This window comes from Bacillus sp. MT94 (assembly GCF_058792475.1).
The window spans coordinates 412,967-439,222 of sequence record NZ_JBXAEZ010000003.1 but is presented as its reverse complement, the minus strand read 5'-3'; the positions used below and the strand labels follow the sequence as shown (position 1 = coordinate 439,222).

Sequence of the window (26,256 nt, the reverse complement as noted above, 5' to 3'; positions counted from 1 at the left end):
TAATTAGAAAGTCCCTCTGCCTTAAGGTGGAGGGATTTTTATATAGTTGATATGTAGAAGACTTCTTTCGGTTCTTTCTCAGTAAAATATGAGTTTGTTACTGTTTTTGATAAAATCTTATTTCAAAAATACAACTAATATTTCTCAACATTAATATATTGAAAATAGTTAGAATATTTAAGATAATCATTTGTGAAGAAGTAAATTATAAAAAAAGGGGGAATTTATTTTGTTACGTCGTTTATCTATTTGTACAGTACTAACAGCTTTTATATTTACTTTATTTACATTTAACGGCTCTGCTTTCGCGGCTACGAATGCTACTGAAAATGAAAATGTAGTAGCAGCTTGTGCAAAGGGAGGTACGGTAGGTGTATATGGTGCAAAGATGCGCAGTGGTTATACTGTCGATTCACCTGTCTTACATACATTTAATGATGGTACGAAAATTACTGGAACATGGGTAACTGGTGAATATGTTCAAGGTCATTACAGTAATTCTAAACAGTGGTTAAAAGTTACATATAAAGGGATGACAGGTTATGTATCCCATACAACATTATATAACGTTTGCTCATAAAACTATGTACCATAATAGCTTTGGATATATTGAGCTAATCTCTTCTAGAGATTAGTTCTTTTTTATCTCTTAGTTTTTAATGGGGCATTTTTTGAAAAAGACCAACGATTCATTAAATCGATGGTCTTACGTTTATATAGTATTCATTTGTATCTATATCAAATTTTTCATTGCTTTTTGCTTATTTTAGACTTAGTTTGTTTGTGATTGCAGCTTATCAATTTTCCAGTATGTTTGTAGAGGGTCTAAAGAGCTTTCAATATAAAACATATATTCATCTGCGGTACGTGGTACTTCAAAAGCTATTTTCAATTCTACCGTTTCATTTGGTTTAACTTGTATATCAGAAGGGTTTTGATCAAGTACCTTTCCTTTATAGATCTTTCCGTCTTTTTCATCTTTTAAGTTATATTTTAATTCTGATAGTCCAATCGTTTGCCCTCGTACATTTTTTACAGAGACATTAACAATGGCGGAATCGTTGCTAGCATTTAAATATGCACTTTGAACAGCGGCCAAGTAATAGCCTCCCTTAACACTCTCGCCAACTAATAAAATACCTTGTTCCAAGCGGCTCATCTCTTCTTTTTCTTCAAAATTTATTAATTCTTCATTTTCATTTTTTGCGGTTGGTTCTTCTATTGGACCATTTTCAACGGCACTATCTGTTTTATCTTGTGTGCAAGCAGCCGTAACACTGACTAATACTAGAATGAAAGTAAGTAATATAGATAATTTTCTCATAAAATTTATCTGTCTCCTTAAGTTTCTCAATTTTGTGCAGCTATACATATAAGATTAACATAATGTCTCATTATTGGCTCAAAATAGGGGGTCTTTTAGACAACTTATTCTTTTTACTTTTAATATACATTCGATTGGTTCTCGCGATATTTGTTAATCTTTTAAAACATTGGCTTAGTAATACCGAGGGTTATTATAGATATATTAATCATGTAATTTGTCCATATCAAAATGAACGTTTTTTGCATCTAATATATTGTAAATATATTTTATTTTGAAAGGATGTGATTATATGGCCCATAAATCTACTGGAGTGTTCCGAGTTCCAGTCTCTGAAAATGGGATTATTCCAACTGCTCTCAACATTATGCTAAACAATGATTCGCGTTGCCATACTAGTAATGTGACGGTAACTGTTAAGAGAAGTCGAAACACTTTTTTCCCAACTCAAAATGAATTAGTTGAAATCTCTCGTACTTTTGTTTCTTTAGAACCAAACAGAACAACTAAGATTGTGTTATTTACTCCAGAATTCCAAATAGAAGATTTTCTTGATGTCATCATTAGTGGAAATAAAGAGGATGTTAAGGATGTTCTTGTATATTCTTTCTTAGCAGATTCAGTAGGTCATAATCTGCCATCTACTGTTTTCAGAAATGCAGAATACACTTTTGCTTGCTGACACCGTGATGATGTATTCTTTACTGTCGTATATCTGAATTGAATGTTGCAAGTAGCACTTCAAGGCATATAATCTATCGTTGAAAGATCATTCGGCAGAGGAGCGGTAGTTGGTGAAAGAAGTTTAGGATATCCAGATGCAGGTGCACATACGCTTGGGGTTATCTTTACGGAAATTTTAGGTAGTTTGAAATAGAAATTAAAAGATCCCTTCTACCTTAAGGTGGAGGGGGTTTCTTAATATTGTTTTTTGATATATATTGCTAAATATGTTCCAATAATTCATTCTATTGTATTGAGAATAATGTCATCTACATCAAAAAAACGGCTTATAAAAGGAACTAGTATTTGAAGGAGTTCCACCTCAAACATACTCCTATGCATATAGGTATGTTTGAGGTGGATTTATTAACGAATTTTATATATAGCATGAATGAAAATGGGATAAATAAAACAATGTTTCCTATTATGTTTTTAAGAATTAATTGAACAGCTCCTTGTAAAAATAAAGAAAAGACACCAAAAGGTGCCTTCCGCCGACTTAAATTATTTTAATATTATCGATCTAAGTTTAAAAGCTATAAGGATTTTTTCTGTGGGATTTGTAAGTAGTTTTTACGAAATTATGAGTTTTTTTTATTTTGTATTTCAGTAAGTTGATCTGGTAGCGTTTTTGTATAATATTCTTTTTCTGTTAGTTCAAATATAAACAATGCTTTTTTCCAGTTATAAATAACATCTTCTACATTATGTTGTTTAATTTTTAATAAATACTGACCTTTTAAATAGAATAGTTCACCTAATAGGTATAAAGTATTTAGATTAATTGCTAATTTGATGCCCTTATCAAGGTATTTTATTGCCTCTTCATGTTGATATGTGAAGTCTAAACATTTTGCTAAATTTAACATGATTTTTAATTTAATTTCTTTATCTCTAGGAAAATCTAACTTATTAAAATTAGTTAAACATCTTTTTAATATATTAATACTTTTTTCATATTCTTTATTTTCCGCATAAAATATAGCCATTGTTTGCATAATATCTATTTCTCTTTCTGATAAAAAATCAGAATTAGTTAAAGTCAGTTTTAATGCATTATTTAAAAAATCTAAAGCAGTTTTTAATGATTTATCCACCATAAATATAGCAATTGCTTCATGCCATATTAGAAATTGTTTCTCTTCTTTTGTTTGAAAATTATTTAAGTTTTTCTCTTTTTTCACTATTTCATAAAGTTCTTTATATTGTTTTTGTTTTAAGCAATCTTTTATTACAAATTTTACATTTTCTATATATTTTAATTTTTTGTTTTGAGTTAGTGCAAATATGTTATTCGGATCAATACCAAGTCTTTCTGATAATTGATATAACAATATACTAGATGGATAAATCATACCTTTTTCAATCTTGCTAATTTGACTTTGTGAACATATTCCATGACATAATTCGGATTGTGATATATTTTTTTTAATTCTAAGTTCTTTAATGGTAATACCCAAATCGTTAAATTCCATTTTTCCACCTACTATTTAGCACTTTATTAATATAAGAACATTCTCTAACCTTAATGTAATGTAAAATTAATATAGTTGCAATTATTGTTTTAAAGGGCTTATCGTTTCTATAAGATGGTGAGATTTTTTTATGTACAAACAAGACACCAAAAGGTGCCTTCCGCCGACTTGGACCACGTTCATTTAATATAAACCTATCTGTATTTTCACATGCTTCTCTAATCCCTCTATTTTACATTTGATAAAATAAATTCCTAATATTACCAATAATTAAATAAATATTTCTACATGTTCAAGATATTTACATAAATTACAAAAATGATACATTTAAGTTGTAAGCTATAAAAACTATTAAAGGGGGATTTATTATGTTCAAGAAATTAGTAGTAGGGCTATTGGCAACAGGTATTGCATTAACAGGAGGAATTGGGGCAGCTTCAGCTGATACGCAAAAAGCTGTGAGCTCTCCGAAGCAAGCAACATGCTCAATTCCTTATGAGTATTCTAATGGTAAATTCAAAAGAACTCTTTATTACTCAAATGGAGTATATGCTAATAGTTTTAATGAAAATGTTTGTGGCGGGACGATTACGTGGTATTTAAAACATGTTCAAAATGGAGTTGCTTTTTACGAAGGTAATTTAAAATAGTAGATTTTTTGAACCTCATTTATTGAGGTTCTTTTATTTTTAGTTTTTAAACTGATTCTCTATAAAAAAGACACCCTAAGCTGCCTTTTTGCGATTTGATCCATTGTAATATGGTATTGAATGCCAGTCCGATTATTATTTTACCATGTTAAGTAGTTTCGGTTATTGAGAAAAAATACAACTCATTGTTTGAATGCAAAAAAGCCCTAGGGGGACTAGGACTTTTTGCTAGAATGAATAAGATTTAAAAAAGGACTTATATAACGTAACATATGAATGTTTCGTAAATGTATCAAAAAAGTGAACAAAAGCGTTAATTTTAATAAAAAAAGCTCCGCGATAAAAGCTGCGGAGCTTCATAAGGTCGAGTTATGTCGTACTCACAAGGGATTTTAACATGAATGTTGTGGTAAAAATACTGGTAAATTTATCCCATAAAACTCCCGCTGATTAGAGTTTCACTTCATTCGAAGGAATTTATGTTTTATAAATTAGATTATAATAGTTGATATTCTCCATATTGACCAGAAAAGAACTAAAAATTCTAGTGAAATTCCAAGTGTTCGTTTCCTAGTTTTTTGAAATTCTTTTATTAAATAGCCAACAGCACTAATTGCTATAAGAATGAAAAGAATAAGTTCGAGTGTAACTGGCATTTTATCTACCCCTAATACATTAATTTGTTATATAGAGATTATAAGATATTTTTACGGCTAGTGGTGAAAAATTTTATAAAACTATCTCTAATGGAGTTTTGTTTGAACTTCTAAAAGTATTTGTGAAAACCATTGTACGTAAAATTTCTGCGTATGTTTTTAGGAAACAAATTTTAGAAAAAGATAACAAAAACCCGACTCCTCGTCGCCGGCGGAAGCAAAAGGGTGGGTTTCGTAAAAAATAAATGAGTCCTAATGGATATAATGTACAAAAGAAAAGAGGCTTTCTTATGAAAGGATAGACTTTCATGTGTCATCACTATTAATAATGATGTGTTATTTTTATATAGAAACGAATAAGGAACAGAACAAGTTATAGTTTAAAGGGATAAAATGGTGGGATTGTATTGAGAAATTTTTTTGAAACAACAATATTCAGAAAATTAAAAGTTTTGCTGGAAGATTTTTGTTATTATGTTAGTAATCTATAGACAAAGGAGAAGGGATTATATGAGTGTACATGTAATAAAAAAGGAAGAAATCAATTTACTTTTACATGAGTGGTATAGAGAAATTCGTTCACAGAATTTCTCTAAGGCAAAGGAATTAAAACAAAGTATTGATACAAAAGTTAATAGTATGGAAGAAGATCGAAAGAATACAGAGTTTTATTCACTTGTAGATTTTAGATTTAAAATGTTAAGTGCAGAGTTTTATCCCCATCAATCTGACATATCTAAGAATGATCTAAGAAAAATGAAGTTAGATGAAGCTCCATCAGATGAATCTTTATTATATTATTACCATTTCTTTAAGGCTTCTCATGCTACAGTAAACGGTGATTTTAAAGTGGCTGAAAAGCATTATGGAATAGCAGAATCTTTGTTGGGAAATATTCAGGATCCAATTGAAAAAGCAGAATTTAACTTTAAGCTATCAAGCTATTATTATCACGTTTGCCAGCCTATTTTAGTAATTCAATATGCAACTAGAGCAAGGAATACATTTGAAGGGCTGTACGGGTATAGCAGGAAGGTGGCAGCATGTGACAATGTTCTGGGTTTAGCATGTGTAAAGCTAAATGAATTTGAACAAGCAGAAGTTTATTTCATGTCGTCTCTGGATATTTTGAAAAAGCAGAATGAAGAGGAGCTAATGTTACGAGTTCGACATAGTTTAGGGGTTATGTATGCAGAGCAAAACCTATCTGATTTAGCACTTCGTTACTTATCAGAAGTATCACAAAAAATTCCGAATCACTTTAGAGCGATTTTTTTGGAAGCTAGAGAGAATTTAAAGTTAGGAAAGACAAAGCTTGCAGCGTCCTTAATTGAAAAAGGATTAATAATTTGTAATGAACTGGAACAAAAAGAATATGAACATCATTTTACAATTCTAAAAGAAATGAATGAGAATGTTTCTGCTGAAGAATTAGAGTTAGCCATTTCTAAAGGAATTTCTTTCTTTAATGAAGTAGGTTTATGGCAATATGTCCAGGAATATGCTGAAAAATTAGCGGTTAAATATCATGAAGAAGGAAATTCAATAAAATCTAGTGAATACTTCTATTTAGGATATAAAGAAAAAGAAAAAGGTTTTCAGAAAGGGGCTTTAAAATGAAAAGGATCATCAGCAGTTCAATTGGATTAATAATTACGGTCATACTATTAAATGGAGTAAATGTTTCAACGGACCAATCAGAGGTCAATACAACAAGTGTTATACAATATACGCATGGAGAGCCGTGGGGTTGAAGAAATATTGAAGTATAAAGAGTTGTTATATCAAAGGATTATTACCGAAGAAGAGTTCTAAGTGAAGAAAAAGTAATTATTAGGTATATAGATGAAACGCTCAAATGAGCGTTTTTTTATTTGTATATTCGCAAGTAAAATAACATAATATTACTATTAATCCTTATAACAATATGAATTTTTGCATATTTTAAAATTCAATATATCCATCAAAAACTTTTAATTGTATAATATATTTTGTCATATTTTTAGATTTTTCGACATAAACCAACAAAAATAGAGAATGTATTGGGAGAAGACATTATGTATACAAAACTATTAAAATCAATTACATCATTATCACTTATTGGTGGTGCGTTGTTATATACAAATGGTAGCGATGTAAAAGCTGCTGAAGTGGGTGTTTTTTCTGATGTGCCGACATCACATTGGTCATATCCTGCGATTAAAGATTTAGCGAGTAAAAATATTATTTCCGGTTATGGAAATGGGATATTTGGTTTTGGAGATGTTGCGACAAGGGAGCAAGTTGCGGCTTTAATTTATCGAGTGTTAGTACCGAATAAACAAGGCGGTTCGTTTAGTAATGATGGAACTCGTTACGTATTAAAGGATGGGTCTACGTTTAAAAATCCTTACGGTGATATTAATCAAAGTTCTACAATGTTTCCAGAAGAGGTATTAACTTTAACGAATTTAGGAGTTTTTAAAGGTGATGAAAATGGCCAATTTAGACCGAAAGCTTCTGTGAGTCGTGCGGAAATGGCACAAATTCTTACAAATGCTTTCCATCTTGCGGCAAAACAAAAACATACCTTTAAGGATGTTCCAAATCCATTTTGGGCAGAAAACGCAATTAGTGCAGTGCAGTCAAATGGAATCGCAGATGGCACAGGGAACGGGAATTTTGAACCGTATGGCACAGTAACACGTGAACAGTATGCGCAGTTTTTATATAAAACTTTGAAGTATAAAAATGCTGATGTGAAAGACACAGGAGATGCGGCATTATTAACAGCTTTTAAAGAGGAAGTACAAAAGCGTATTAATACATACGAGACAAATATTACACTTCCATATAAAACGAAAAACAATAATACAAACGAAGTGATGAATACACTTTTTAACGCATATAAAGAAGTTGCAAGTAAAAATGAGTATACAAATAATAATAGATCGAATGTTTCATATGGACTTTCTGGATCACCTGGAAATTATACATTTACACTTAAGATTACATATCGTGAAACGAAAGAACAGACGGAATATGTCATGAAACAAGCGAAAGCAATCGTTTCTTCTATTACTCAAGTTGGAATGGATGATCACGAAAAAGTGAAGGCGATTCATGATTACGTAGTAAAACATGTTTCTTATGATACGTCTTATAAAGCTTACACAGCATATGAAGCACTAGTAAATCGTTCTGCGGTTTGCCAAGGTTACGCACTATTAACTTATCAACTATTAAAAGAAGCAGGAATTGAAAATCATTTCGTGACAGGAACTGGGGACGGACAACCTCATGCTTGGAATTTAGTGAAAATCGAAAACAAATGGTATCACCTGGATACAACATTCGATGATCCGGTTCCAGATGAACAGGGCCGCGTAACGTATTCGTATTTCAATTTATCAGATGAACAAATCGCAAGAAATCATGAGTGGAACCGCGGAGACTATCCGCAAGCTACAACAAATTATTATAGTACACTGACAAACAAAATTGCGGCAGGTAGTACGAAAACGCCTGCATATCAGCAAATATTAAAAGATACAAAGTTAAACTATTTAGGAAATGAATATATCGTAAACAACTATACTGAATTAAAAAATAAAATGCAGCAGCGTTATAGTGCAAAACCAGAGAAAATTGAAGTGCTGTACAAGCAATCAATGAATGGTGCACTGCAAGATGTGAAAAAGGCAATTGGCGAAATCGATTATCCGCAAGGGGCAAATCGAGTTTCTTATAAAGCGGAGCCTTACAATGCGAAAGAAGGGTATTCTTTAGTGACGATTACGTTTACGTATTAAGAATGAGAAAAAAGCATCTGTTTCAGATGCTTTTTTTTTATTATATTGATTCGACAAAATATGACAGGTGAAAACGAATTGGTCTGTTATGATAATTTTTGAAATTTTACATTTTGGAGGATTAATCATGAATAAAAAGAAGATTTTCGTTGCGTTAATAGGAATTGTAGCCTTATTTATAATTATTAATGTAGTTGTTACGAAAGAGAAAACGACATCAACCAGTGAAAAAATGTACTCTGAGAAAGAATATAATAAATTAGTAGATGAACATTTTGAAGAGACGCAAAAGTTGAAAAGTGATATGAGTGTGTTAGAAACTGAAAAAAAATCTCTTGATGAGCAAGTGAAGAAGTTAAAAGATGAGTTAGCGAAAAAAGAGCAACAAGTAGCGCAGCAGCCGGTTCAACAAGAACAACCAAAGCAAGAACCACAACAACCAGCACCAGCGCAGCAGCCGGAAAAGAAAGAAGAGCCAAAACCGGAACAACCTACTGGAGCATTCGAAAACCCTATGAAAAGCATAAACAAAACAGATGCAATGAATAAAGTAAAAGAAAAGGCGAAGCAAGACTTCCAAGATGACTATATGACACAAAATTTTGTTGCGGAGGAACAATCAAAAGCATTTGATTTCTTAAACAGTATTGAAATTAAATCACAAGAAGAATTAAATGTAATGAAGAATGCATTGAAAGATTTTTCTAACGACTTTATGACCGCGAAGTTTGTTTATGAAGAGCAAATGAAGGCGAAGAATAAGCAAGGATAAAACAAAAACGCTATCTTTTAAAAAGGTAGCGTTTTTGTTTTGGGTTATAAAGTTATTCCTACATTTGACATATACAGTCTGACTGTATAAAATGAAACTATTCAGTTGAACTATACAGTTTAGCTATATACTTATGGTTACATTGGAGGTCTTTATGAATAGAGATAAAAATTTACCATTAACGGAAACAACGTATTACGTTCTTTTAGCTTTGTTAGAGCCAGCTCATGGATATTTAATTATGCAAAAGGTGGAGGAACTGAGTAATCATCAAGTGAAAATCGCAGCGGGTACACTGTATGGCGCGGTTGAAAATTTATTAAAACAAGGATTAATAGAATCAGTAAAAAGTGAAGATAAACGAAGAAAAGTGTATGTCATTACGGAACGAGGGAAAGAGGTATTACACTTAGACTTTATGAGAATGCAGCACATTATTGCGGTTACAAAAAGTTTATTACACGTATAGTTAGGGGGAAACGATGATGTGGAGATTGAAATTCTTTTTAGATTTTGAGAAAGAGGAAAAATGGTTAGAAGAGATGGCTTGGAAAGGCTATCAACTAGAAAGCAATACATTTGGTTATACATTTAGATATACAGAACCAGAAGATGCGACGATTAAAATAGACCATAGAGTATTTAGTAGAAAAAGTGATTTTATTAATTACTGCACATTATTTGAAGATAGTGGCTGGGAGCATATAGCTGGTAATCGGTGGTCAGGTACGCAATATTTTAAAAAGGTAGATGAAGAAAGTGAAGATGACATTTTTTCAGATCCAATGTCACGGGCAGGGAAGTATAAGCGTCTATCTAAAACATTTTTAGAATTAGCGATCTGTTATTTGCCGATATTATTTTTATTTATGTATAGTAATACAATGAATTTAGGAGCCTTTGTAAATCCGAAAGAACTATACTTGACGCCAGGATTATGGGATAAGCAAGGTGTATCATTTCTATGGTCATTGTTATTTGAAACGCCATTTGCATTAATGAGAGGACTTTTTTTGACATTTATCCCCGTTGCGACATGTATGTTTTTCGTTTGCTCGTATAAAGCAAATCGATTGTATGAAGAGAGAAGATGATAGGATGGGGTCTCTTAAAGCTGATGCTTTGAGGGGCTTTTTTGAATTTAAAAATGCAACATCTGGGTTATATTGTAAAATATTTACTTTATAAACATTTGAATGTGATATAATTTTAATAATAATATTACTTAGGAGGATGATCATCATTCATACACTTTTAGGTATTATTGGAGTAATTGTTTTACTAGCTTTTGTTATCCATCCCCGGCGTCCCAGACAAGCGTGTCCCTCTAAAAAATAAACTCGCAGTAATCCTTCCATTGATTGTTATAGCCGGTTTCATTTCCTTTTATATATGATTAAAATAAGAACTTATCAAGTAGAAGTATATATATTTTTCTACCAATGTGTAGTTCCACTAGGAGGTTGCTTATAATGAGATTTCATAAATACACAGTAATGCTTATGTTTCTAGCCATCGGCTCAAGCAATGACTTTTAGGTGTCATCACTGCTATTGTCCTCTTGTTAATCGCTGCATGGACCATACAGACGACCAACATAAATAAATTATTGTATTTCTCAATAAATAAAAATAACTTAACATAGTAAAATAATAGTTGGATAGGAGTCTAATACATATTATTAAAATTAAAGTGGTTCAAGTCGGAGGAAGGCACCTTAGGGTGTCTTTTCTTTATTTTGCTAATGAATAGCTTGTCCTCTTCTATATAACTCTTTAAAATATAAAATGTGCCATCTTTGCCCTTCCCTTATGAAGGGAGGGACAGGAATGAAAAAACGTAAAAAAAAGGCGACCAAAAAGACAGAATCCCAGTCTTTCGTAAGTAATCTAGCATCGTGGACGACAGTACTGAGAAATATTCATTACTTCTTCACGCAAAGCCAGTTTGTAAAACATATAATTCAATTCATCAAAGAACAAATTGGAATGTAAAAAAGTGCTGCTATGATTAGCAACACTCAACTCAAAAACTAAAGTAGATCGAACACTGAGCTGAAAGTACTGACCATACTTTCTTCGCACAAGACCAAAGTGATTTAGAAGCGGCAAAGATGTCAGTGTTCTATCTTCTACTAAGATTATATTTTATTTTGTCCATAATAGACCTATATATACGTTAATAAAAAAAGAAATACCCCAGCGACCAACCGGGGTATTTCATGACCGATAGGAATGAAAAAACTTGGCGACCAAACCTAGCTTTTGTGTTATTCCCATAAAATTTAAAAACTAAGCAACATCTTGTTGCACTTTTATTTTATCATTATCTTTCTCTTATTGGAATACATTAGATTATTTTTTAGATAAGAGTCCAATACATATTATTAAAATTAAAGAGGTTCAAGTCGGAGGAATGAACTTTGGGGTGTCTTTTTTTTCTAAAAGAGAGTTTTGCTTTCAAGAAGATACATTTTCAATGGATTACTGCCATGAGTATATAGATAAAGTCCATCAAGACATGTATGTTCATGAATATGTAAAATTACATAAAATTTCAGAGAAAAAGAGAGTATACTTTCGTATTGTGTAATAAAGATAAAGCCCGCCTACGGAAATAGGTGGGCTTTTTTTACTTATAAAGAAAAGACAACCTGTAAGATGCCTTCCTTCGATTTAAAACATTTTACTAGGTTAAGTATTTGTGATAATAAACTCTTTTAATTGGAATGAACCGGAGTAGTACATCACTTTATTCTTAAGCATCATTCTCAACAAAAGTGAAGATTTTCATTATCTTTTTAACTACAAAGGGTAATAATTTAGAAGCTAAAAATGCAAGTACGAAAGCAATTCCCCATGTTTTCATCCATGATTTGAGAAATAAAGCTGTATATCCAACATTCATTGAAACCATGACGAAAGAGATAATACTAGATATACCTAAAATCATAAAGATATTAAAAATTATTGGTTCGAATTTTTTATTGATTTTCAAAATTAACACCTATTTTCTATATATGCTTTGCTGCCCAATTTCACCAACATCTAATCTTACAGTTTGAAATCTAGGTTGTCCAGTTTGTTTTACTTTTCTGCAATAGCAATATTATATGGAATAGAGTTTCACCATATTGCTATTAAACTAAAATTTTAAGATTGCACCTAAACGAAATTTATAGTATCGAAGTTCATTATGGAGGGGGATGTAATACTACATCTTACACTTAAACTGCACATTGCGTATTTTTTATGAAGAAAAGACACTCATATAAAAGTGTCTTTTCCGATAGTTTTTTAGCAGAAGCAAGCAGCTCCAACGATGATTAATAAAATGAACAATACAACTAATAAAGCAAATCCTCCAGCGAAGCCACAGCCACCACAACTACCACCAAAGCCCATAACAGTTCCTCCTTTTAATAGGAAGGGAAAACCAAGGGGTCACTCATGTGTTTTAACGGATTCCATTTACTGTATGCTTTTACGAATGAATGGAGCAGGTCCTTTTCAAAATAGATTTATCCCGCTATTTGTCGGGGAGTAAGACCTCGATTGATGAGGGCAGAATATATTCTTAGAAGGAATTCAAAGGCAAAATAGGAGAGTCTATATCATTCTTTAAAAGCGAATAAATGAAAAATAAAATATCCAAAAATATAGATAGAAATCCGCTTTTATACCTTTCAATAAAAGAATACTAGCATTATATATTATAAGGAATACTTGTCCTTAATTGTAAATGAAAGGGGGGGATTGGTATGAGTTATGGCTATGGTCACCCTCCAAAAAAATGCTGTGAACATCATAATGAAACTTTATCAACGGGTATATTACGTAGACATTCCGCTACGTTATTTCTTACTGTGGATGCTATGAATGTTGATCCTGACGATACTCGTAGAGTAACTGTTGAAATGTTTGATTGGTCATCTGGTTCTCCGGTATTGTTACCATTAATAGACCCTTCAACGCAAACATTGCCACCTAATCGATATGTTACTTTTCGTTCAGCAGCTCTTCCTCCAGCACTTTTTGCTTATGAAGTAAGAATCATTCGTCCGAAAGATAGAGATGTTGTTACGAATGTTTTTGGTCTTAGTGCAATCGTATTTAACCCACAAGAAGGAAATAATGTTTTACAACATGATTTAGCAAAATTAGACCTTAAATAGCTTTTATAAAAATCTATTTATTGAGCATGATTAAAAAAAGAGTAGGATAATCCTACTCTTTTTTTAACGTTAACTAGAATTTTAAAAGAAATCCTTCATCATTTTAGCATCTTTAATATTCACTATCACACCTTCTACCTTATCTTTCTTCTCATTTTTAGCAATTGTAATTTGTTCCTTATTATCAACCCACACAAGAAATTCTTCTTTTGATTCATCTTTATATGTAACGGTAATAGTAGAATGTGCAGATTCTCTCTTTTTTTGATCTAAAGTGATTGTTTTAGGTGTCCCATTTTGAACTGCTGAAACGATAGATTTTATCATTTCTTCGTTATCTGTTTGAGATTTGGAAGTAGTATGATTTGTTGTTTTTAGTATTTCAATGTCTGAAATGTTTGCGGAGTTTAATTGAAAGGTATGTTGTGTGTGTTCTTGCTTAACTTGTGAAGCTTTATCTGTAGCCGAGGTGTTTGTACAATCTATTAAAGTGAAAGATAGAGCGGTTAGAGCGCATATAGATATGATTTTTTTCATAGTATCCCTCCTCAAATTAAATTATAAAAATTTTCTGTTAATTTAGGTGGTTATTGTAAGGAGAAGATGTTTTAAAGTGGTAAATGATGTTGTTCATTTTCTATTAAAATTAAAATTCACATAATTTTTTTCATATTTTATGTTTAACATTTCGAAAATAGGTGTACTACATATAATATAACAAATAATTCATTTTAAAGGAGGAAGTTAAAGATGGAAACGAAGTATAGTAAACCTTTTGTATATGAATTTATTACGGAGAAAGAGGTCATGAATGCGGCAAATGATCTAGTGAAGAAAGGAATAGAACAAAAAGATATTTACGTGTTAACACATGAGAAAGAGAGGACAGATAGAATCGCAGATAATGCAGACGTGAACACGATTGGAATAAAAGAGGAAGGACTTGGGACAAGCATTATTAACGTCTTTCAAAAAACAGGAGATCAGTTAAGAAATAAAATGCAAGAGTTAGGGCTTAATGAGGAAGAAGCGAACTTTTATGAAGAAAAGCTGGATGAAGGAAAAATCTTGTTATTCGTTAAGGATTTAGAAAGAGTCGGTGAATGGTTACAAGAAAGAAGATGCATGTATTCTATTTAATTTTGTACCCTTTACATCTATAAATCTATTACGAAAAGGAGATGGGAAATATGAGTGAGAGCGGGCTGAAAGAACAAATTACTGGTAAAGTTGAAAAGAAAAAAGGGCAATTAAAAGAAGGAATTGGTGAAGTTACAGAAGATAGAGAGTTGAAAAATGAAGGGAAGTGGGAGAAGACGAAGGGAACTATAAAAGAAAAAGTCGGAAAAGTGAAACAAAAGATAAGTGATGGATTGGATAATAAAGAATGATACATGTTTATCAAGCTTTGGTTACATACCAAAGCTTGATAAATCAAATATAAAAACAATATAGGAGGTTTAATTGTGGGACTTATTATTACGTGTATTGTAGGTGGACTTATTGGTGCGTTAGCTGGAATGATTACGGGAAAAGACTTTCCTTTAGGTATAGTTGGTAATGTAATTGCTGGTTTAATTGGATCTTGGGTAGGTAGTGCGTTATTTGGTCATTGGGGTCCTGAATGGGGAGGCATTTTCGTTCTTCCAGCGTTATTAGGTGCAATCGTCTTTATTTTAATCGTTACATTCTTCTCTAGAATGCTGCGGAAAGCGTAAGTATGATAATAAATAGTAATCTTAAGTTTATTATATATAGCTATAAAGTTAATGAACTGATAAATATACATAAAAAAGCATCCGATTAAAATAATTGGATGTTTTTTTATGTAATCTGCATAGGAAAGAGTGGAGGATGAAGAACCCCCACTCATTAAAATTACACTTTCTATTATGTATTAAACCATCGTTACTTTTTCACAATTATTTATTTTTACGACTTGCCTCGGTTCTATATGAGATAAGTCCTCGCTATTACCTATATCAACTACAATTGTATTTGTTAGTATGTTAATAATGGAACCAACTAACGTTGTAGCATGATCGTGTCGATAAGAAAATTGAACAAAATCTCCCTTTTTAAAGTTGTGCTCTTCCATAGATAGATCCCCCTAAAAATAATGTTTATACATTATACATACACAAATTTATAAGGTTTAAACATTCGGTAGTATTTTTTAAGTGTTAAGCCGAGAAAGGTGTAGAAAATTTATTTATAATGAAAATAAAAAAATATGTTTAAACCTAATTTTTATGGGTAATTAAATAGTAAAAGTTTGAGATAAGGGGGCGGAAATGATGAATTTGGAAATAAATATTTTGCAAAATGATGTAGGTTATACGGTACAACTTAATGGTGAGATTGATGCGTATACGGCAGCAGATTTAAAAAATAAGGTAATGCCTATTACAAGCGAAAAAGAGGTTCATATTGTAGTAGATTTTCATAACGTAGATTATATGGATAGTACTGGTTTAGGTGTTTTTATAGCGCTATTAAAAGCAGTTAAGAAAAATGATGGAAAACTAGAGTTTATCGGTGTATCTAAAAGATTAAAAAGATTATTCGATATTACAGGGTTAACAGAAATATTAAATTTGAATTCCGATTTTGAAAAAGTAGAAAGAAGGTGACTAGGGATGATGGAGAGATTTGAAAAGATAGAAATGAAAATTCCTGCAAAGGCAGAATATGTGGCTATTATTCGTTTAACAATGGCTGGTGTTGCGAATCGAATGGGCTTTGCTTATGACGATATAGAAGATATGAAAATTGCTATTAGTGAAGCATGTACAAACATTGTACAACATGCATACAAAGAAGACGTTGGAGAAATTACAATTGTCTTTGGCTTATATGAAGATCGATTAGAAATTATGGTTGCGGATAATGGGGTTAGCTTTGATTTTAATAGCTTAAAAAGGAAAGTTGGTCCGTATGATATTAGTAAACCAGTAGAACATTTGCCGGAAAATGGTTTAGGTTTATATTTAATCAATACGTTAATGGATGATATACAAATTATGCATGATGAGGGAATGACAGTTTTAATGACAAAATATATACAAAGAGAGCAGGTGGAGAATGATGGAAATCCAATCTCAACCTACAACTCTTACTAAAGAAGACGTTATTAAGCTAATTGCAGAATTCCAACAAAACCAATGTAATGAAGCGCAGGAAAGGTTAGTTGATCATTATAAAAATCTCGTATATTCCATTGCATATCGTTATTCAAAAGGCGGGCCGATGCATGAGGATATTATACAAGTAGGTATGTTAGGGCTCTTAGGTGCAATAAGAAGGTATGATTATTCGATAGGAAATGCTTTTGAGCCTTTTGCAATACCTACGATAGTAGGGGAAATAAAGAAGTATTTACGCGATAAAACTTGGGGCATTCACGTTCCAAGACGAATTAAAGATTTGGGCGGGAAAATTAAACTTGCGATAGAGGAGTTAACAGATCACCTGCAACGTTCGCCGAAGATTATAGAAATCGCAAATCATTTAGGACTATCGGAAGAGGAAGTTCTAGAGATTATGGATGCTAAAAATAATTATCGAGTATCTTCCTTAGATGATGTAGTTGAAAATGCATCTGATGGTAGTTCGGTAGCGAGAATTGAATCTGTAGGTGAAGTAGAGCAAGGATATGAAGAGACAGAAAGGCGTCTCGTTTTAAAGGATATTTTCAACGTATTAAATGACACAGAAAAGAGTGTTATTCATTATATATTTGGAGAAAATTTAAATCAAAAAGATACAGGGGAACGGTTAGGTATTTCACAAATGCACGTTTCTCGTATTAAAAGACAAGCGATAAGTAAATTGAAGCAAGCCGCATTTTTAGATACATAAAAATTTAAAATAATTATGTTTAAAACATGAGAAAAGGGGTACTTATTAAGTATAGGAGGAGATATGAAAATGTCACACGATGTGAAAGAACTAATCGAAGGATTGAATGAAGATTTAGCAGGAGAATACTCAGCAATTATTATGTATAACCATAATGCAGCTACAGTTTCTGGTATATATAGACAAGTGTTAAAACCTTTCTTTGAATCTGAAATTAGTGATGAACAAGGACATGCCCTATATTTAGCGGAGAAAATTAAGACGCTAGGTGGTACACCTACTACGATCCCTTTACCAGTGAAACAAGTAGAAGATGTTAGAGAAATGTTAGAATCCGCTAGACAATCAGAATATGAAACAATTAAGCGTTATGAAACGAGAAAAGAACAGGCAGCGAAATTAAATATGACAGAGTTAGTTGTAAAACTAGAAGATATGATTGCAGATGAAACAAATCATATGGAAGAATTAGATCGTCTTTTAAATGATAAAGCAATGGTTTTAAATTAAAAGTAGAAATTTATAGAGTGAAAGAACAAATTCCTATTTCTAGGGGTTTGTTCTTTTGTTGTATAAATATGTTTGAGTAAGAAATTTTCATTTTGTAACTGAGTATGTAATACTAGAAAAATAGAAAATGATAATAGATTTACATTTTAAATAAGAAAAGGGGAAATAACTTGTGTCCATTTTAATTGTTGATGATAATCCGGTTAACATATTTGTAATTGAGAAGATTTTAAAACAAGCCGGATATCATGATCTTGTATCGCTCAATTCTGCACAAGAGCTCTTCGAATACATACAGTTTGGAAAAGATTCTTCCAGGCATAATGAAATTGATTTAATACTATTAGATATTATGATGCCTGAAATTGATGGACTTGAAGTTTGTAGGCGATTACAAAAAGAGGAGAAGTTTAAAGATATCCCTATTATTTTTGTTACAGCTTTAGAGGATGCAAATAAATTGGCCGAAGCTCTTGATATGGGGGCAATGGATTATATTACGAAACCTATAAATAAAGTTGAATTATTAGCACGTATGCGTGTAGCGTTACGCTTGAAATCAGAATTAAATTGGCATAAAGAACAAGAAGAAAATCTTCGGAATGAACTAGATTTAGCTACGCAAGTACAAAGAAACTTATTAAGTAGCCCATTAAGAGAAGATCATATAAAAATTGAAGCAAGTTACTTACCTTCATTTAAACTAGCTGGAGATATGTATTATTGGTATAAAATCGATGAAAATCGCTACGGTATTATATTATTAGATGTGATGGGACATGGTGTATCTGCTTCATTAGTTTGTATGTTTATTTCGTCTGTATTACGTGAAACAATTAAATGTTTAATTGATCCAGAACTCGTTATTAAAGAATTAAATAAATATATGACCCTTTTACATAATGAAAATGATAATATTCCTTATTATTTTACGGCGATATACTTAGTTGTTAATACAGAAGATAGAACAGTTGAATATGTAAATGCAGGGCATCCTTCTGGATATATTTTAGTTGATGAAACAAATGTAGTTGAACTAGATCGCGGGAGTTGTGCTGTAGGATTTTTTGATGAAATAAAAGTTAAAAAGACAGTTATACCTTTTGAGAAGAACGCTCAAATATTATTGTTTACAGATGGTGTTCTTGAAGCAATTGCAAATGATGAATTTGAGTCTGAAGAGAAATTACGTACTTTTACAGAAAGAAAATGGGGAGATTTAGAAGGCGAGATAGAAGGGTTTTACAAGGAAGAACAAAAGAAAGCGCAATCAGATGATATGTGTCTAATTATGATACAAACGAATGCGAAATAAAAAGCGTATGAAATCCAAACAGAGGATTTCATACGCTTTTTATTTCGCATTAACGGGCAGTAAGACTCCTACCAAAAAAAATAGTCTGAAGCAAAGAAGGTAGGTGGGAGATCAACTGCCCGTAAATGCCCGATTGGTTCAACTAATAATCAGTGGGGGATACCCCCACTGATTAAAGTTTCACTTTATTGTATTTTTTGATAAATTTGTTCACTAGGATTAAATTGGGTATAATGCGGCATTATATTTGAAAAACGAAGAGTTTCTTTATTTCCTAAACATAGAAATCCATTGTGACTTAAGCTTTCATAAAATAGTTGCTGCACTTGATTTTGAAGTTTACTTGTAAAGTAAATTAAAACGTTACGACAAAGTATAATATGAAACTCGTTAAAAGATTGATCGGTTACTAAATTATGCTGTGCAAAAATAATGTTTTGTAACAGTGAAGGATTAAAATAAGCAAAACGATTATCTGTTGAATAATAGTTAGAAAATGCTTGTGTACCGCCAGCTTGTAAATAGTTTTTCGTATAAGTTTGCATTTTATTTAACGGGAGGATAGCTTGTTTTGCTTTTTCTAACACATTTGTATTCATATCTGTTGCGTAAATAACCGACTTTTCACTTAATCCTTCTTCGTGAAGTAAGATGGACATCGATAATACTTCTTCACCAGTTGCGCATCCAGCATGCCAAATTCTAATTTCAGGTTGCTTTTTCAATTCAGGAATAACATGCTCTCTTAGCGCTTTAAAAAAGGCAGGGTTACGGAACATCTCAGTTACATTAATCGAGAAATCATTTAATAACTGTTCTAAAACCCCTTCCTCGTGAATTACTTTTTCAATTAATTTTGAAATGGTTGGGATATTAGAGAGCTGCATTCGATTACAAATCCTTCTATAAATAGATGTGCGAGCATATTGGCGAAAATCAAATCCTGATAGTTTAAATACCGCTTCCAATAGTAATTCAATTTCTAAGTTCGTGCGCTCATCCGTATCTACTGATGGATCAAAATTATAATACTTATTTTCCACTCCAACTAAACCTCACTTATTTTATTAACCATACACTCATTACCGAATAGAGTTGATGTAGGTTTAATGGTTTACTTATATAATCTGAAGCGCCAGCAGATAAACATTTTTCCTTATCATTTGGCATTGCTTTAGCAGTTAATGCGATAATAGGTATTTCATGTAACCCTAAGTTCATTCGGATATTTTCCATCGTTTCATAACCGTCCATATTAGGCATCATAATATCCATTAAAATAAGGTCAATATTTGTATTGCTTTTTAGTATTTCTAAACACTCTATGCCGTTTTGGGCAGTAATAATGTTGGCATTTTGTTTTTTTAATGCATTTTGTAACGCAAATATATTTCGATGATCATCATCGACAATTAAAATGTTTTTCTCTTGGAAGACGTTATTTGTTTCGGTAGTAACGATAGTTTCTTCAACAACTTCAGCAGGAATAACATCTTCTATCGTTGCTGCGACTTCTAAATTGGATAACTGTATATCATGTAATCCATTTGGAAGGTTAGGAATATATACTGTGAAAGTACTACCTTCTCCTACATTACTCTCTAACGTAATCCAACCACCTAACAATCTAGCAAACTCTTTACAAATAGATAAACCTAGTCCTGTGCCACCATACTTTCGAATCGTTGCTCCATCTGCCTGTTGAAAGGCTTCGAAAATAAGTTGATGCTGTTCTTTAGCGATACCAATACCAGTATCTTTTACTGAAATTGTAATCCAATCTTTACTTATAGACTGCATATCATGACTTAAATTGGTTGTTTCTATTGAATCGAAATGTAAAGAAACGGATCCTTTTTCCGTGAATTTAAATGCATTGGATAATAAGTTTTTAATAATTTGCTCAATCCGTTTTGCATCTGTATAAAACAGATCAGGAATCGTATCACTGTCTTCAATAGTAAATTCGACATTTTTTTGTGCAGCTATATGTAAAAAGTTTTGATGCATATTGGCTGCCATGTCACTTATGTTCGTTGCTTCAAAAATGATGTCTAGTTTGCCTGCTTCTACTTTAGATAAATCTAGTATGTCATTAATTAAAGTAAGTAAGTCTTTCCCTGATGAATGAATGACAGTTGCTAGTTCAATTTCATCATCCGATAAATGATTATCATGATTTTCTCTTAACATTTCAGATAATAGTAAAATACTATTTAACGGTGTGCGTAATTCATGTGACATATTTGCTAGGAACTCAGATTTGTATTTTGAGCTGCGTAACAACTCGCTTGCTTTTTCTTCTAATTCTGATTTGGTAATTTGTAAGTCAGCTGTCTTTTGTTCAGCTTCTTCAGTTCTAGACTCTAATTGTTCATTCGTTGTTCGTAATTCTTCCGCTTGCATTTGTAGTTCTTCCGCTTGCGTTTGTAATTCTTCTGATTGAACTTGTAACTCTTCTGTCATTGCTTGTGATTCATGTAAAAGAGTTTGAATTCGCATACGTCCTATAATGCTATGGATTGTTAAACCTAGATTATCAATAGTTTGTTGAATTAAATCTTGATGTAAGTCTGAAATCTCAGTTACACTTACTAACTCCATTACTGCAATCACCTCATCCTCAAATAAGATAGGGATGACTAGTAGATTTTTAGGACGTATTTCTAATACTCCGCTAGTGACATAACGAAACTCTTCGGGTATATCCCTGAGAATAAAACTTTTCTTTTCTAAGGCAGACTGTCCAATGAAACCTTCACCCATTTTAATGGATTGTTTTCCAATATCAGCACCTTGATCGGCGAAAGAAGCTTTTTTCACATAGTAGACAGTTTCTTCATATTCTTCACGTACATAAAATGCACCGCAAGAAGTTTGCGTTTTTTGTATAATTCCACTAAGAATTTTTTTACCTAACATCTCAATAGAAGATACACCTTGATACATTAAAATTAATTCTGCAAGCTCAGTTTGTAACCACTCTCTTTTCGATATTTCGTCTAGTAAGTGGTTCGTTGTATGAGCAAGATCTTTTATTTCATCACGTGTGTTTACATGAATTCTTTCCGTGATTTTTTCTTTAGAAGAAATGGATTTAATAGCTTGAATTACATTTTTAATCGTTTTTGTAATGGAATTCGAAATATAGAGTGAAATGATAATAGAAATACAAGAAAGTAAGAACAATAAACTATATAACCAAATCTCTAATTTATTATTTTCAATATCTAATTGTGCTGCTCTTTTTTTCGTTAGTTGCTCCTCAGTGCTCCGGAAGTTAGTTAGCTGCGACTGTAATGACTGAATTTGAGTCGTGTCGATTGTTTGTACATTATTACTATTATGATTTGCAATTAACGGGTGAATCTCTTTATTTATCCAACTAATAATATTTTCGTTAATCTGTTTTAATTTTTCTTGCTGAGATGGGTTATCCTCTAATAATGAGAAAAGATCTTGATAATGCTTTTCGTAATCCTTTTCCGCAGAATTAAGAGATTGTACGTAATTTGGATTATTAGAAATGATAAACCCTTTCGCTTTATTTTCTATTGTTAGTAAATCTTTCTCCACTTGATTTGTTAAATTGAGAACTTTAAAATCGTGATCAATAATAAAATTACGAGATTTTTGTAAATTAGAAATCTCATTGTTCAACATAATGAAAGAAACAAGTAAGAACAAAATGATAACTAAATAACCAGCCATAATTTTGTAGCGAATACTAAATTTTGCTTTCGAGTTCATTAAAAATTCCTACCTTCAAGGTTATTAAAACTTTTCTATTTTAAAGAATGAAAAACGTAATATATATTATATCAGTTTTCATAAGGCCAAACTAGAAATCCCCCTATTGTATTAGGGGGTTCTTTTTTTATAGAGGAAATCATTTTGAAATATAAAAACATATATGAAAGGTAGTAAACGAGGGAATAGAGGATAACAAACATTCTAAGAAGGGAAGAGTGTTCTTAAAGCTCTTTTTGCATCTATTCCTTCAAAAATAAATAATATAAGATCTTTCTTTTTTACAGTAAGGAAAAAGGATACTAGAGTGCTTAAGTTTTTAATAGAAGTAAGTGCTCCGTGTTTACCTATAAATACATTCGTTTGAAATGTTGTCATTAAAGCATAAAAATGATGAATCTGAGTTATTGTAGGTGTTTCATTATAAGAAATAGTAGTAGAGTGAATGGCGTTCATCGTAATATTCCTTTCCATATAGTAAGCATAACAATATAAACATACCCGTTTTAAAAAATGTTAAACATATAAATAAGAAAAAATATAAGTATAGTTTTTTTACGTTTAGAAAAGGTTAGGAAGGGTATACATATACTACAAAGAGATTGATTGAAGATGAATTGTAAGATGTCTATGTTTAGTAGATTAGTCTATCAAAATATACTTTTACTTTAAATAAAAAGGAGCCTGGTATACATGAATGAAATGATGATTAATATTACATTTGATTTAATTTACTTGTTAAGTAGTTCACTTGTAGTGCTTTTACTATTCGCTTTCTTCGTAAATGGTTATGTTAATAAGAAAATTAGTGTATACAGAAATGAAGAAAAATAAAAATACATTATATAAAACTTTAGGAGGCTAATAGTTATGAATGTAGATAGAAAAATAGTAGGTGTTTTTAGAACAATTGATGATGCGGCACTCGTTATTAATGAATTAAATGATAAAGGATACTCAGCGGATAACATTTCAGCTATTGCGAAAGATCAAAAGGAAATTGAACATCTAGAAGAAAAATCGGGTGAAAAAGTGAATAGCGAAACTGCACATAAAGCAGATATCTTTTCAGCGACAGGGCTTGTAGCTGGAGGGGTAGCAGGCGGGCTTGGTGGTTTATTAACAGGTCTTGGTGTACTTGCCGTTTCTGGAATGGGTCCAATCGTAGCAGCAGGACCGATCGCAGCAGCTATTGGAGGAGCCGGTATTGGCGGTGGAGCTGGAAGTTTAATAGGGGCATTTATCGGCTTAGGAATCCCTGAAGACCATGCTAAGAAATATGAAGAGTATATTTACGATGGAAATATATTAATTTTAGTAGATGCAAAATTAGATGATAAGTTAGAAATCTATAAAATATTTGATAAGCATAATGCCTATAACTCTGATTTCTTTAAATAAAATATAAACAAAGTGAATATCGTTTTTTGATCTTACAACTTTGGCGCGGCCGAGGAGTCGTATGACTATAAGAGAGGAAGGGCTTATAGTAAAAGATCAAGTTCTATCATGTTATTTAAAAGGGAAGAGGTGCCTTTTCGTGATTGTAAAAATATTAAAGGATAGCAGTAATAGTTTCCTTTGTACAGTTCAAAACAAAAATGGAGACCAGTATGTGAAAAAATGGTTTAGTAAACATGAAAATAACAAAGAATTAGGGCGACCAACTTTTAAAGAAGTAGAAAAGGATTGGAAAGAAAATAGAGAATCGTTTATGTATCCCAATATTAAAGCACTTTATTAAAATTAAACATAATGCGCGCTTTATTATTACAAAACTGTCACATTCCTGTAAGGTAATTCAATGGATTAGATACTTTTTCCATGTCATAATAAAGACATAAGAAAGCTTATCAAAACTACAACTTATTAGGAGAGTGTCAGTCATGATTGTAACAACAACGTCTGGAATTCAAGGTAAAGAAATTATTGAGTATATCGATATTGTAAATGGTGAAGCTATTATGGGTGCAAATATTGTCCGCGATTTATTCGCTTCAGTTCGTGATGTTGTCGGTGGTCGTGCTGGTTCTTATGAAAGCAAGCTAAAAGAAGCTCGTGATATCGCAATGGATGAAATGAAAGAACTTGCAAAACAAAAAGGTGCGAACGCTATCGTTGGTATTGACGTAGATTACGAAGTTGTTCGTGATGGAATGTTAATGGTTGCTGTAAGTGGTACAGCTGTACGTATATAAGTAAATAAAAAACAGGCTCACCCCTTGAAGTTTATGCTTTGAGGGGGTTTTTTGTTTTTAAGTTGTAGAAGTAAACTCCAGTTACAAGGGTAAAATGAAAAAGAGACAGTGATGCTACATATATGTAATGTGAGTGCAAACTTTATAATAAAGTTGTTATTTGAGATAATGGAAGAATTAGTGGTATAAATAATTTTATAGATAATAATCAAAATAGAGAAGACAGAATGTTCATGGATGGAATAGTTAAGGGGATTTTCCAATCTGTAATAAAAAACGGAGGTACCGAGAGCGTTTTACAGATGTCTACTACATAAAATTTATAATGGATTGGAGGCAATTTTTATGTTTTGGTTAGGAGGCTTTTTAGGATACATTGTAGGTTCTATTACTACATGTGCGCTACTTTACTTTGGTTATAGAGCCGAGAAGAACAAAAAAGCGGATATGCGAAAGAAAGAGGAGAGAAACATCAATAAAAAAGGTGTATAGGATGTGGAAGAAAAATTGATAACATTGATGCAAAAATAAAGGACAGTTACATATTTTATATGATTACTATGTACTGTCCCGCTTATTCCTTTTGGATTAACAAAAATTGTTTCCTGTCTTGCTATAAATTTCATAAGCAAAAAATCCAAATAAATAGCCTATTCCGGATCCTAAACTAATTGAAAGCAGTGAGAAATCTGGGGAAAACATGCCGAAAATCAAACCAATTATACAGCCAAAAAGCATTCCTATAGGTATGAAACTGTCTAATAACAGTTGAGTCTCTTTTGATTTTTTCTTACCCAATTTGCCGTGCTTATATTTATGTTCCAATCTTTTTATTACAAATACTACAATTCCCCCGACTAGTATAATAGGCCAAATTGCCGAAATGAACCACATGTTAGAAGCTCCTTTTACCTTTCAATATAATTGTACCAAAAAATTATAATTATAGACTGCTAAACGTACTATCTAGTCTATTTAAAAGGTAAATGCAAAAGACTTCTTCTTTTGCATTTAATAACTCGTCAAAAACACTTTCCGATACGATAAACTTAACTAA

At 31.8% G+C, this 26,256-nt stretch carries 35 protein-coding genes; 25 read left to right on the top strand and 10 right to left on the bottom strand.

What is annotated here, in order from left to right; genetic code table 11:
• The first annotated feature begins 229 nt into the window (after window positions 1-229).
• Complete coding sequence (locus tag AC1Q51_RS13990; protein WP_000946191.1) at window positions 230-580, top strand: SH3 domain-containing protein; 351 nt, start codon at window positions 230-232, stop codon at window positions 578-580.
• Between the two features lie 192 nt (window positions 581-772).
• Here AC1Q51_RS13990 and AC1Q51_RS13985 read toward each other — a convergent pair whose 3' ends face one another.
• Window positions 773-1,324 carry a DUF4352 domain-containing protein gene (locus AC1Q51_RS13985; RefSeq protein ID WP_090975700.1) on the bottom strand — a complete coding sequence of 184 codons (552 nt, stop codon included), beginning with the start codon at window positions 1,322-1,324 and terminating at the stop codon, window positions 773-775.
• 292 nt (window positions 1,325-1,616) lie between these two features.
• On the opposite strand from AC1Q51_RS13985, the gene AC1Q51_RS13980 reads away from it, so the two are divergent.
• Entirely contained in the window at window positions 1,617-2,006 is a 390-nt protein-coding gene (locus tag AC1Q51_RS13980) for a hypothetical protein (RefSeq protein ID WP_000940659.1), read from the top strand.
• A 75-nt stretch (window positions 2,007-2,081) separates the two neighbouring features.
• Window positions 2,082-2,201: a DAK2 domain-containing protein gene (locus tag AC1Q51_RS13975; protein WP_071713771.1), complete on the top strand. Its 120-nt coding sequence runs from the start codon at window positions 2,082-2,084 to the stop codon at window positions 2,199-2,201.
• 427 nt (window positions 2,202-2,628) lie between these two features.
• Here AC1Q51_RS13975 and AC1Q51_RS13970 read toward each other — a convergent pair whose 3' ends face one another.
• Window positions 2,629-3,522, bottom strand: a complete 894-nt coding sequence (locus AC1Q51_RS13970) for a helix-turn-helix domain-containing protein (RefSeq protein WP_098251251.1) — start codon at window positions 3,520-3,522, stop codon at window positions 2,629-2,631.
• Window positions 3,523-3,890: 368 nt separating this feature from the next.
• Between AC1Q51_RS13970 and AC1Q51_RS13965 the strand changes: the two genes are divergently transcribed.
• The 8 genes from AC1Q51_RS13965 (at window position 3,891) to AC1Q51_RS13930 (ending at window position 11,385) form a co-directional block, all read left to right on the top strand.
• A complete protein-coding gene (locus AC1Q51_RS13965) occupies window positions 3,891-4,172 on the top strand; it encodes an LCI fold-containing protein (protein ID WP_000473837.1) in 282 nt (93 codons plus the stop codon).
• Window positions 4,173-5,338: 1,166 nt separating this feature from the next.
• On the top strand, window positions 5,339-6,448 hold the full coding sequence (locus tag AC1Q51_RS13960) for a response regulator aspartate phosphatase (protein ID WP_016082632.1): 1,110 nt from the start codon (window positions 5,339-5,341) through the stop codon (window positions 6,446-6,448).
• Window positions 6,445-6,582: a Phr family secreted Rap phosphatase inhibitor gene (locus AC1Q51_RS13955; RefSeq protein ID WP_000821342.1), complete on the top strand. Its 138-nt coding sequence runs from the start codon at window positions 6,445-6,447 to the stop codon at window positions 6,580-6,582. The genes AC1Q51_RS13960 and AC1Q51_RS13955 overlap by 4 nt, the downstream gene beginning before the upstream one ends.
• Before the next feature lie 303 nt (window positions 6,583-6,885).
• On the top strand, window positions 6,886-8,619 hold the full coding sequence (locus AC1Q51_RS13950) for an S-layer homology domain-containing protein (RefSeq protein ID WP_016513686.1): 1,734 nt from the start codon (window positions 6,886-6,888) through the stop codon (window positions 8,617-8,619).
• Between the two features lie 127 nt (window positions 8,620-8,746).
• Window positions 8,747-9,391 (top strand): hypothetical protein, encoded by a 645-nt coding sequence (locus AC1Q51_RS13945; protein ID WP_492331559.1) that lies wholly within the window; start codon window positions 8,747-8,749, stop codon window positions 9,389-9,391.
• 154 nt (window positions 9,392-9,545) lie between these two features.
• Window positions 9,546-9,860 carry a PadR family transcriptional regulator gene (locus AC1Q51_RS13940; RefSeq protein WP_001078063.1) on the top strand — a complete coding sequence of 105 codons (315 nt, stop codon included), beginning with the start codon at window positions 9,546-9,548 and terminating at the stop codon, window positions 9,858-9,860.
• A 13-nt stretch (window positions 9,861-9,873) separates the two neighbouring features.
• Window positions 9,874-10,485 (top strand): DUF2812 domain-containing protein, encoded by a 612-nt coding sequence (locus AC1Q51_RS13935; RefSeq protein ID WP_003269697.1) that lies wholly within the window; start codon window positions 9,874-9,876, stop codon window positions 10,483-10,485.
• A 735-nt stretch (window positions 10,486-11,220) separates the two neighbouring features.
• Window positions 11,221-11,385, top strand: coding sequence for a hypothetical protein (locus tag AC1Q51_RS13930; protein WP_000746319.1), 165 nt, complete (start codon window positions 11,221-11,223; stop codon window positions 11,383-11,385).
• 763 nt (window positions 11,386-12,148) lie between these two features.
• Here the strand turns inward: AC1Q51_RS13930 and AC1Q51_RS13925 are convergent.
• Together AC1Q51_RS13925 and AC1Q51_RS13920 are read right to left on the bottom strand one after the other, a co-directional pair.
• Window positions 12,149-12,388, bottom strand: coding sequence for a DUF2798 domain-containing protein (locus AC1Q51_RS13925; RefSeq protein ID WP_000700210.1), 240 nt, complete (start codon window positions 12,386-12,388; stop codon window positions 12,149-12,151).
• A 299-nt stretch (window positions 12,389-12,687) separates the two neighbouring features.
• Window positions 12,688-12,795, bottom strand: a complete 108-nt coding sequence (locus AC1Q51_RS13920; RefSeq protein WP_000505670.1) for a YjcZ family sporulation protein — start codon at window positions 12,793-12,795, stop codon at window positions 12,688-12,690.
• Between the two features lie 356 nt (window positions 12,796-13,151).
• Here AC1Q51_RS13920 and AC1Q51_RS13915 point away from each other — a divergent pair, with 356 nt between their 5' ends.
• The gene (locus AC1Q51_RS13915; protein WP_000120208.1) at window positions 13,152-13,565 is read left to right on the top strand and encodes a hypothetical protein; all 414 of its coding nucleotides are present in this window, start codon (window positions 13,152-13,154) and stop codon (window positions 13,563-13,565) included.
• Window positions 13,566-13,646: 81 nt separating this feature from the next.
• Here AC1Q51_RS13915 and AC1Q51_RS13910 read toward each other — a convergent pair whose 3' ends face one another.
• Window positions 13,647-14,102, bottom strand: coding sequence for a hypothetical protein (locus AC1Q51_RS13910; protein WP_090975708.1), 456 nt, complete (start codon window positions 14,100-14,102; stop codon window positions 13,647-13,649).
• A gap of 213 nt (window positions 14,103-14,315) precedes the next feature.
• Here AC1Q51_RS13910 and AC1Q51_RS13905 point away from each other — a divergent pair, with 213 nt between their 5' ends.
• The 3 genes from AC1Q51_RS13905 (at window position 14,316) to AC1Q51_RS13895 (ending at window position 15,283) form a co-directional block, all read left to right on the top strand.
• Complete coding sequence (locus AC1Q51_RS13905) at window positions 14,316-14,705, top strand: YflT domain-containing protein (RefSeq protein ID WP_053565103.1); 390 nt, start codon at window positions 14,316-14,318, stop codon at window positions 14,703-14,705.
• A 50-nt stretch (window positions 14,706-14,755) separates the two neighbouring features.
• Window positions 14,756-14,956, top strand: a complete 201-nt coding sequence (locus AC1Q51_RS13900) for a CsbD family protein (protein ID WP_053565102.1) — start codon at window positions 14,756-14,758, stop codon at window positions 14,954-14,956.
• A gap of 75 nt (window positions 14,957-15,031) precedes the next feature.
• The gene (locus AC1Q51_RS13895) at window positions 15,032-15,283 is read left to right on the top strand and encodes a GlsB/YeaQ/YmgE family stress response membrane protein (protein WP_000522903.1); all 252 of its coding nucleotides are present in this window, start codon (window positions 15,032-15,034) and stop codon (window positions 15,281-15,283) included.
• Between the two features lie 179 nt (window positions 15,284-15,462).
• Here AC1Q51_RS13895 and AC1Q51_RS13890 read toward each other — a convergent pair whose 3' ends face one another.
• Complete coding sequence (locus AC1Q51_RS13890; protein WP_000391014.1) at window positions 15,463-15,663, bottom strand: hypothetical protein; 201 nt, start codon at window positions 15,661-15,663, stop codon at window positions 15,463-15,465.
• 196 nt (window positions 15,664-15,859) lie between these two features.
• Between AC1Q51_RS13890 and AC1Q51_RS13885 the strand changes: the two genes are divergently transcribed.
• The 5 genes from AC1Q51_RS13885 (at window position 15,860) to AC1Q51_RS13865 (ending at window position 19,251) form a co-directional block, all read left to right on the top strand.
• Window positions 15,860-16,198 carry an STAS domain-containing protein gene (locus AC1Q51_RS13885; RefSeq protein WP_142327640.1) on the top strand — a complete coding sequence of 113 codons (339 nt, stop codon included), beginning with the start codon at window positions 15,860-15,862 and terminating at the stop codon, window positions 16,196-16,198.
• A 6-nt stretch (window positions 16,199-16,204) separates the two neighbouring features.
• Entirely contained in the window at window positions 16,205-16,687 is a 483-nt protein-coding gene (gene rsbW / locus AC1Q51_RS13880) for an anti-sigma B factor RsbW (RefSeq protein ID WP_000970583.1), read from the top strand.
• A complete protein-coding gene (gene sigB, locus AC1Q51_RS13875) occupies window positions 16,650-17,426 on the top strand; it encodes an RNA polymerase sigma factor SigB (RefSeq protein WP_002153364.1) in 777 nt (258 codons plus the stop codon). The genes rsbW and sigB overlap by 38 nt, the downstream gene beginning before the upstream one ends.
• A gap of 69 nt (window positions 17,427-17,495) precedes the next feature.
• The gene (locus AC1Q51_RS13870) at window positions 17,496-17,936 is read left to right on the top strand and encodes a ferritin-like domain-containing protein (protein WP_000017755.1); all 441 of its coding nucleotides are present in this window, start codon (window positions 17,496-17,498) and stop codon (window positions 17,934-17,936) included.
• Between the two features lie 172 nt (window positions 17,937-18,108).
• Window positions 18,109-19,251: a fused response regulator/phosphatase gene (locus tag AC1Q51_RS13865; RefSeq protein ID WP_098284609.1), complete on the top strand. Its 1,143-nt coding sequence runs from the start codon at window positions 18,109-18,111 to the stop codon at window positions 19,249-19,251.
• A 185-nt stretch (window positions 19,252-19,436) separates the two neighbouring features.
• Here the strand turns inward: AC1Q51_RS13865 and AC1Q51_RS13860 are convergent, their stop codons facing one another.
• From AC1Q51_RS13860 to AC1Q51_RS13850, 3 genes are all read right to left on the bottom strand, one after another.
• Entirely contained in the window at window positions 19,437-20,294 is an 858-nt protein-coding gene (locus AC1Q51_RS13860) for a CheR family methyltransferase (protein WP_000429043.1), read from the bottom strand.
• Window positions 20,295-20,310: 16 nt separating this feature from the next.
• Window positions 20,311-23,001 (bottom strand): ATP-binding protein, encoded by a 2,691-nt coding sequence (locus AC1Q51_RS13855; RefSeq protein ID WP_492331558.1) that lies wholly within the window; start codon window positions 22,999-23,001, stop codon window positions 20,311-20,313.
• 204 nt (window positions 23,002-23,205) lie between these two features.
• Entirely contained in the window at window positions 23,206-23,457 is a 252-nt protein-coding gene (locus tag AC1Q51_RS13850; RefSeq protein WP_053565099.1) for a hypothetical protein, read from the bottom strand.
• Window positions 23,458-23,694: 237 nt separating this feature from the next.
• Here AC1Q51_RS13850 and AC1Q51_RS13845 point away from each other — a divergent pair, with 237 nt between their 5' ends.
• From AC1Q51_RS13845 to AC1Q51_RS13825, 5 genes are all read left to right on the top strand, one after another.
• Window positions 23,695-23,835 (top strand): hypothetical protein, encoded by a 141-nt coding sequence (locus tag AC1Q51_RS13845; RefSeq protein WP_001004571.1) that lies wholly within the window; start codon window positions 23,695-23,697, stop codon window positions 23,833-23,835.
• A 36-nt stretch (window positions 23,836-23,871) separates the two neighbouring features.
• Entirely contained in the window at window positions 23,872-24,402 is a 531-nt protein-coding gene (locus tag AC1Q51_RS13840) for a general stress protein (RefSeq protein ID WP_065228404.1), read from the top strand.
• A gap of 139 nt (window positions 24,403-24,541) precedes the next feature.
• Window positions 24,542-24,745 (top strand): DUF4028 family protein, encoded by a 204-nt coding sequence (locus AC1Q51_RS13835; protein ID WP_000635853.1) that lies wholly within the window; start codon window positions 24,542-24,544, stop codon window positions 24,743-24,745.
• Between the two features lie 142 nt (window positions 24,746-24,887).
• Complete coding sequence (locus tag AC1Q51_RS13830; protein ID WP_000637510.1) at window positions 24,888-25,199, top strand: YbjQ family protein; 312 nt, start codon at window positions 24,888-24,890, stop codon at window positions 25,197-25,199.
• Between the two features lie 345 nt (window positions 25,200-25,544).
• A complete protein-coding gene (locus AC1Q51_RS13825) occupies window positions 25,545-25,691 on the top strand; it encodes a hypothetical protein (protein ID WP_000498642.1) in 147 nt (48 codons plus the stop codon).
• A 96-nt stretch (window positions 25,692-25,787) separates the two neighbouring features.
• Here the strand turns inward: AC1Q51_RS13825 and AC1Q51_RS13820 are convergent, their stop codons facing one another.
• A complete protein-coding gene (locus AC1Q51_RS13820) occupies window positions 25,788-26,093 on the bottom strand; it encodes a hypothetical protein (RefSeq protein WP_097925227.1) in 306 nt (101 codons plus the stop codon).
• Window positions 26,094-26,256: the final 163 nt, after the last annotated feature.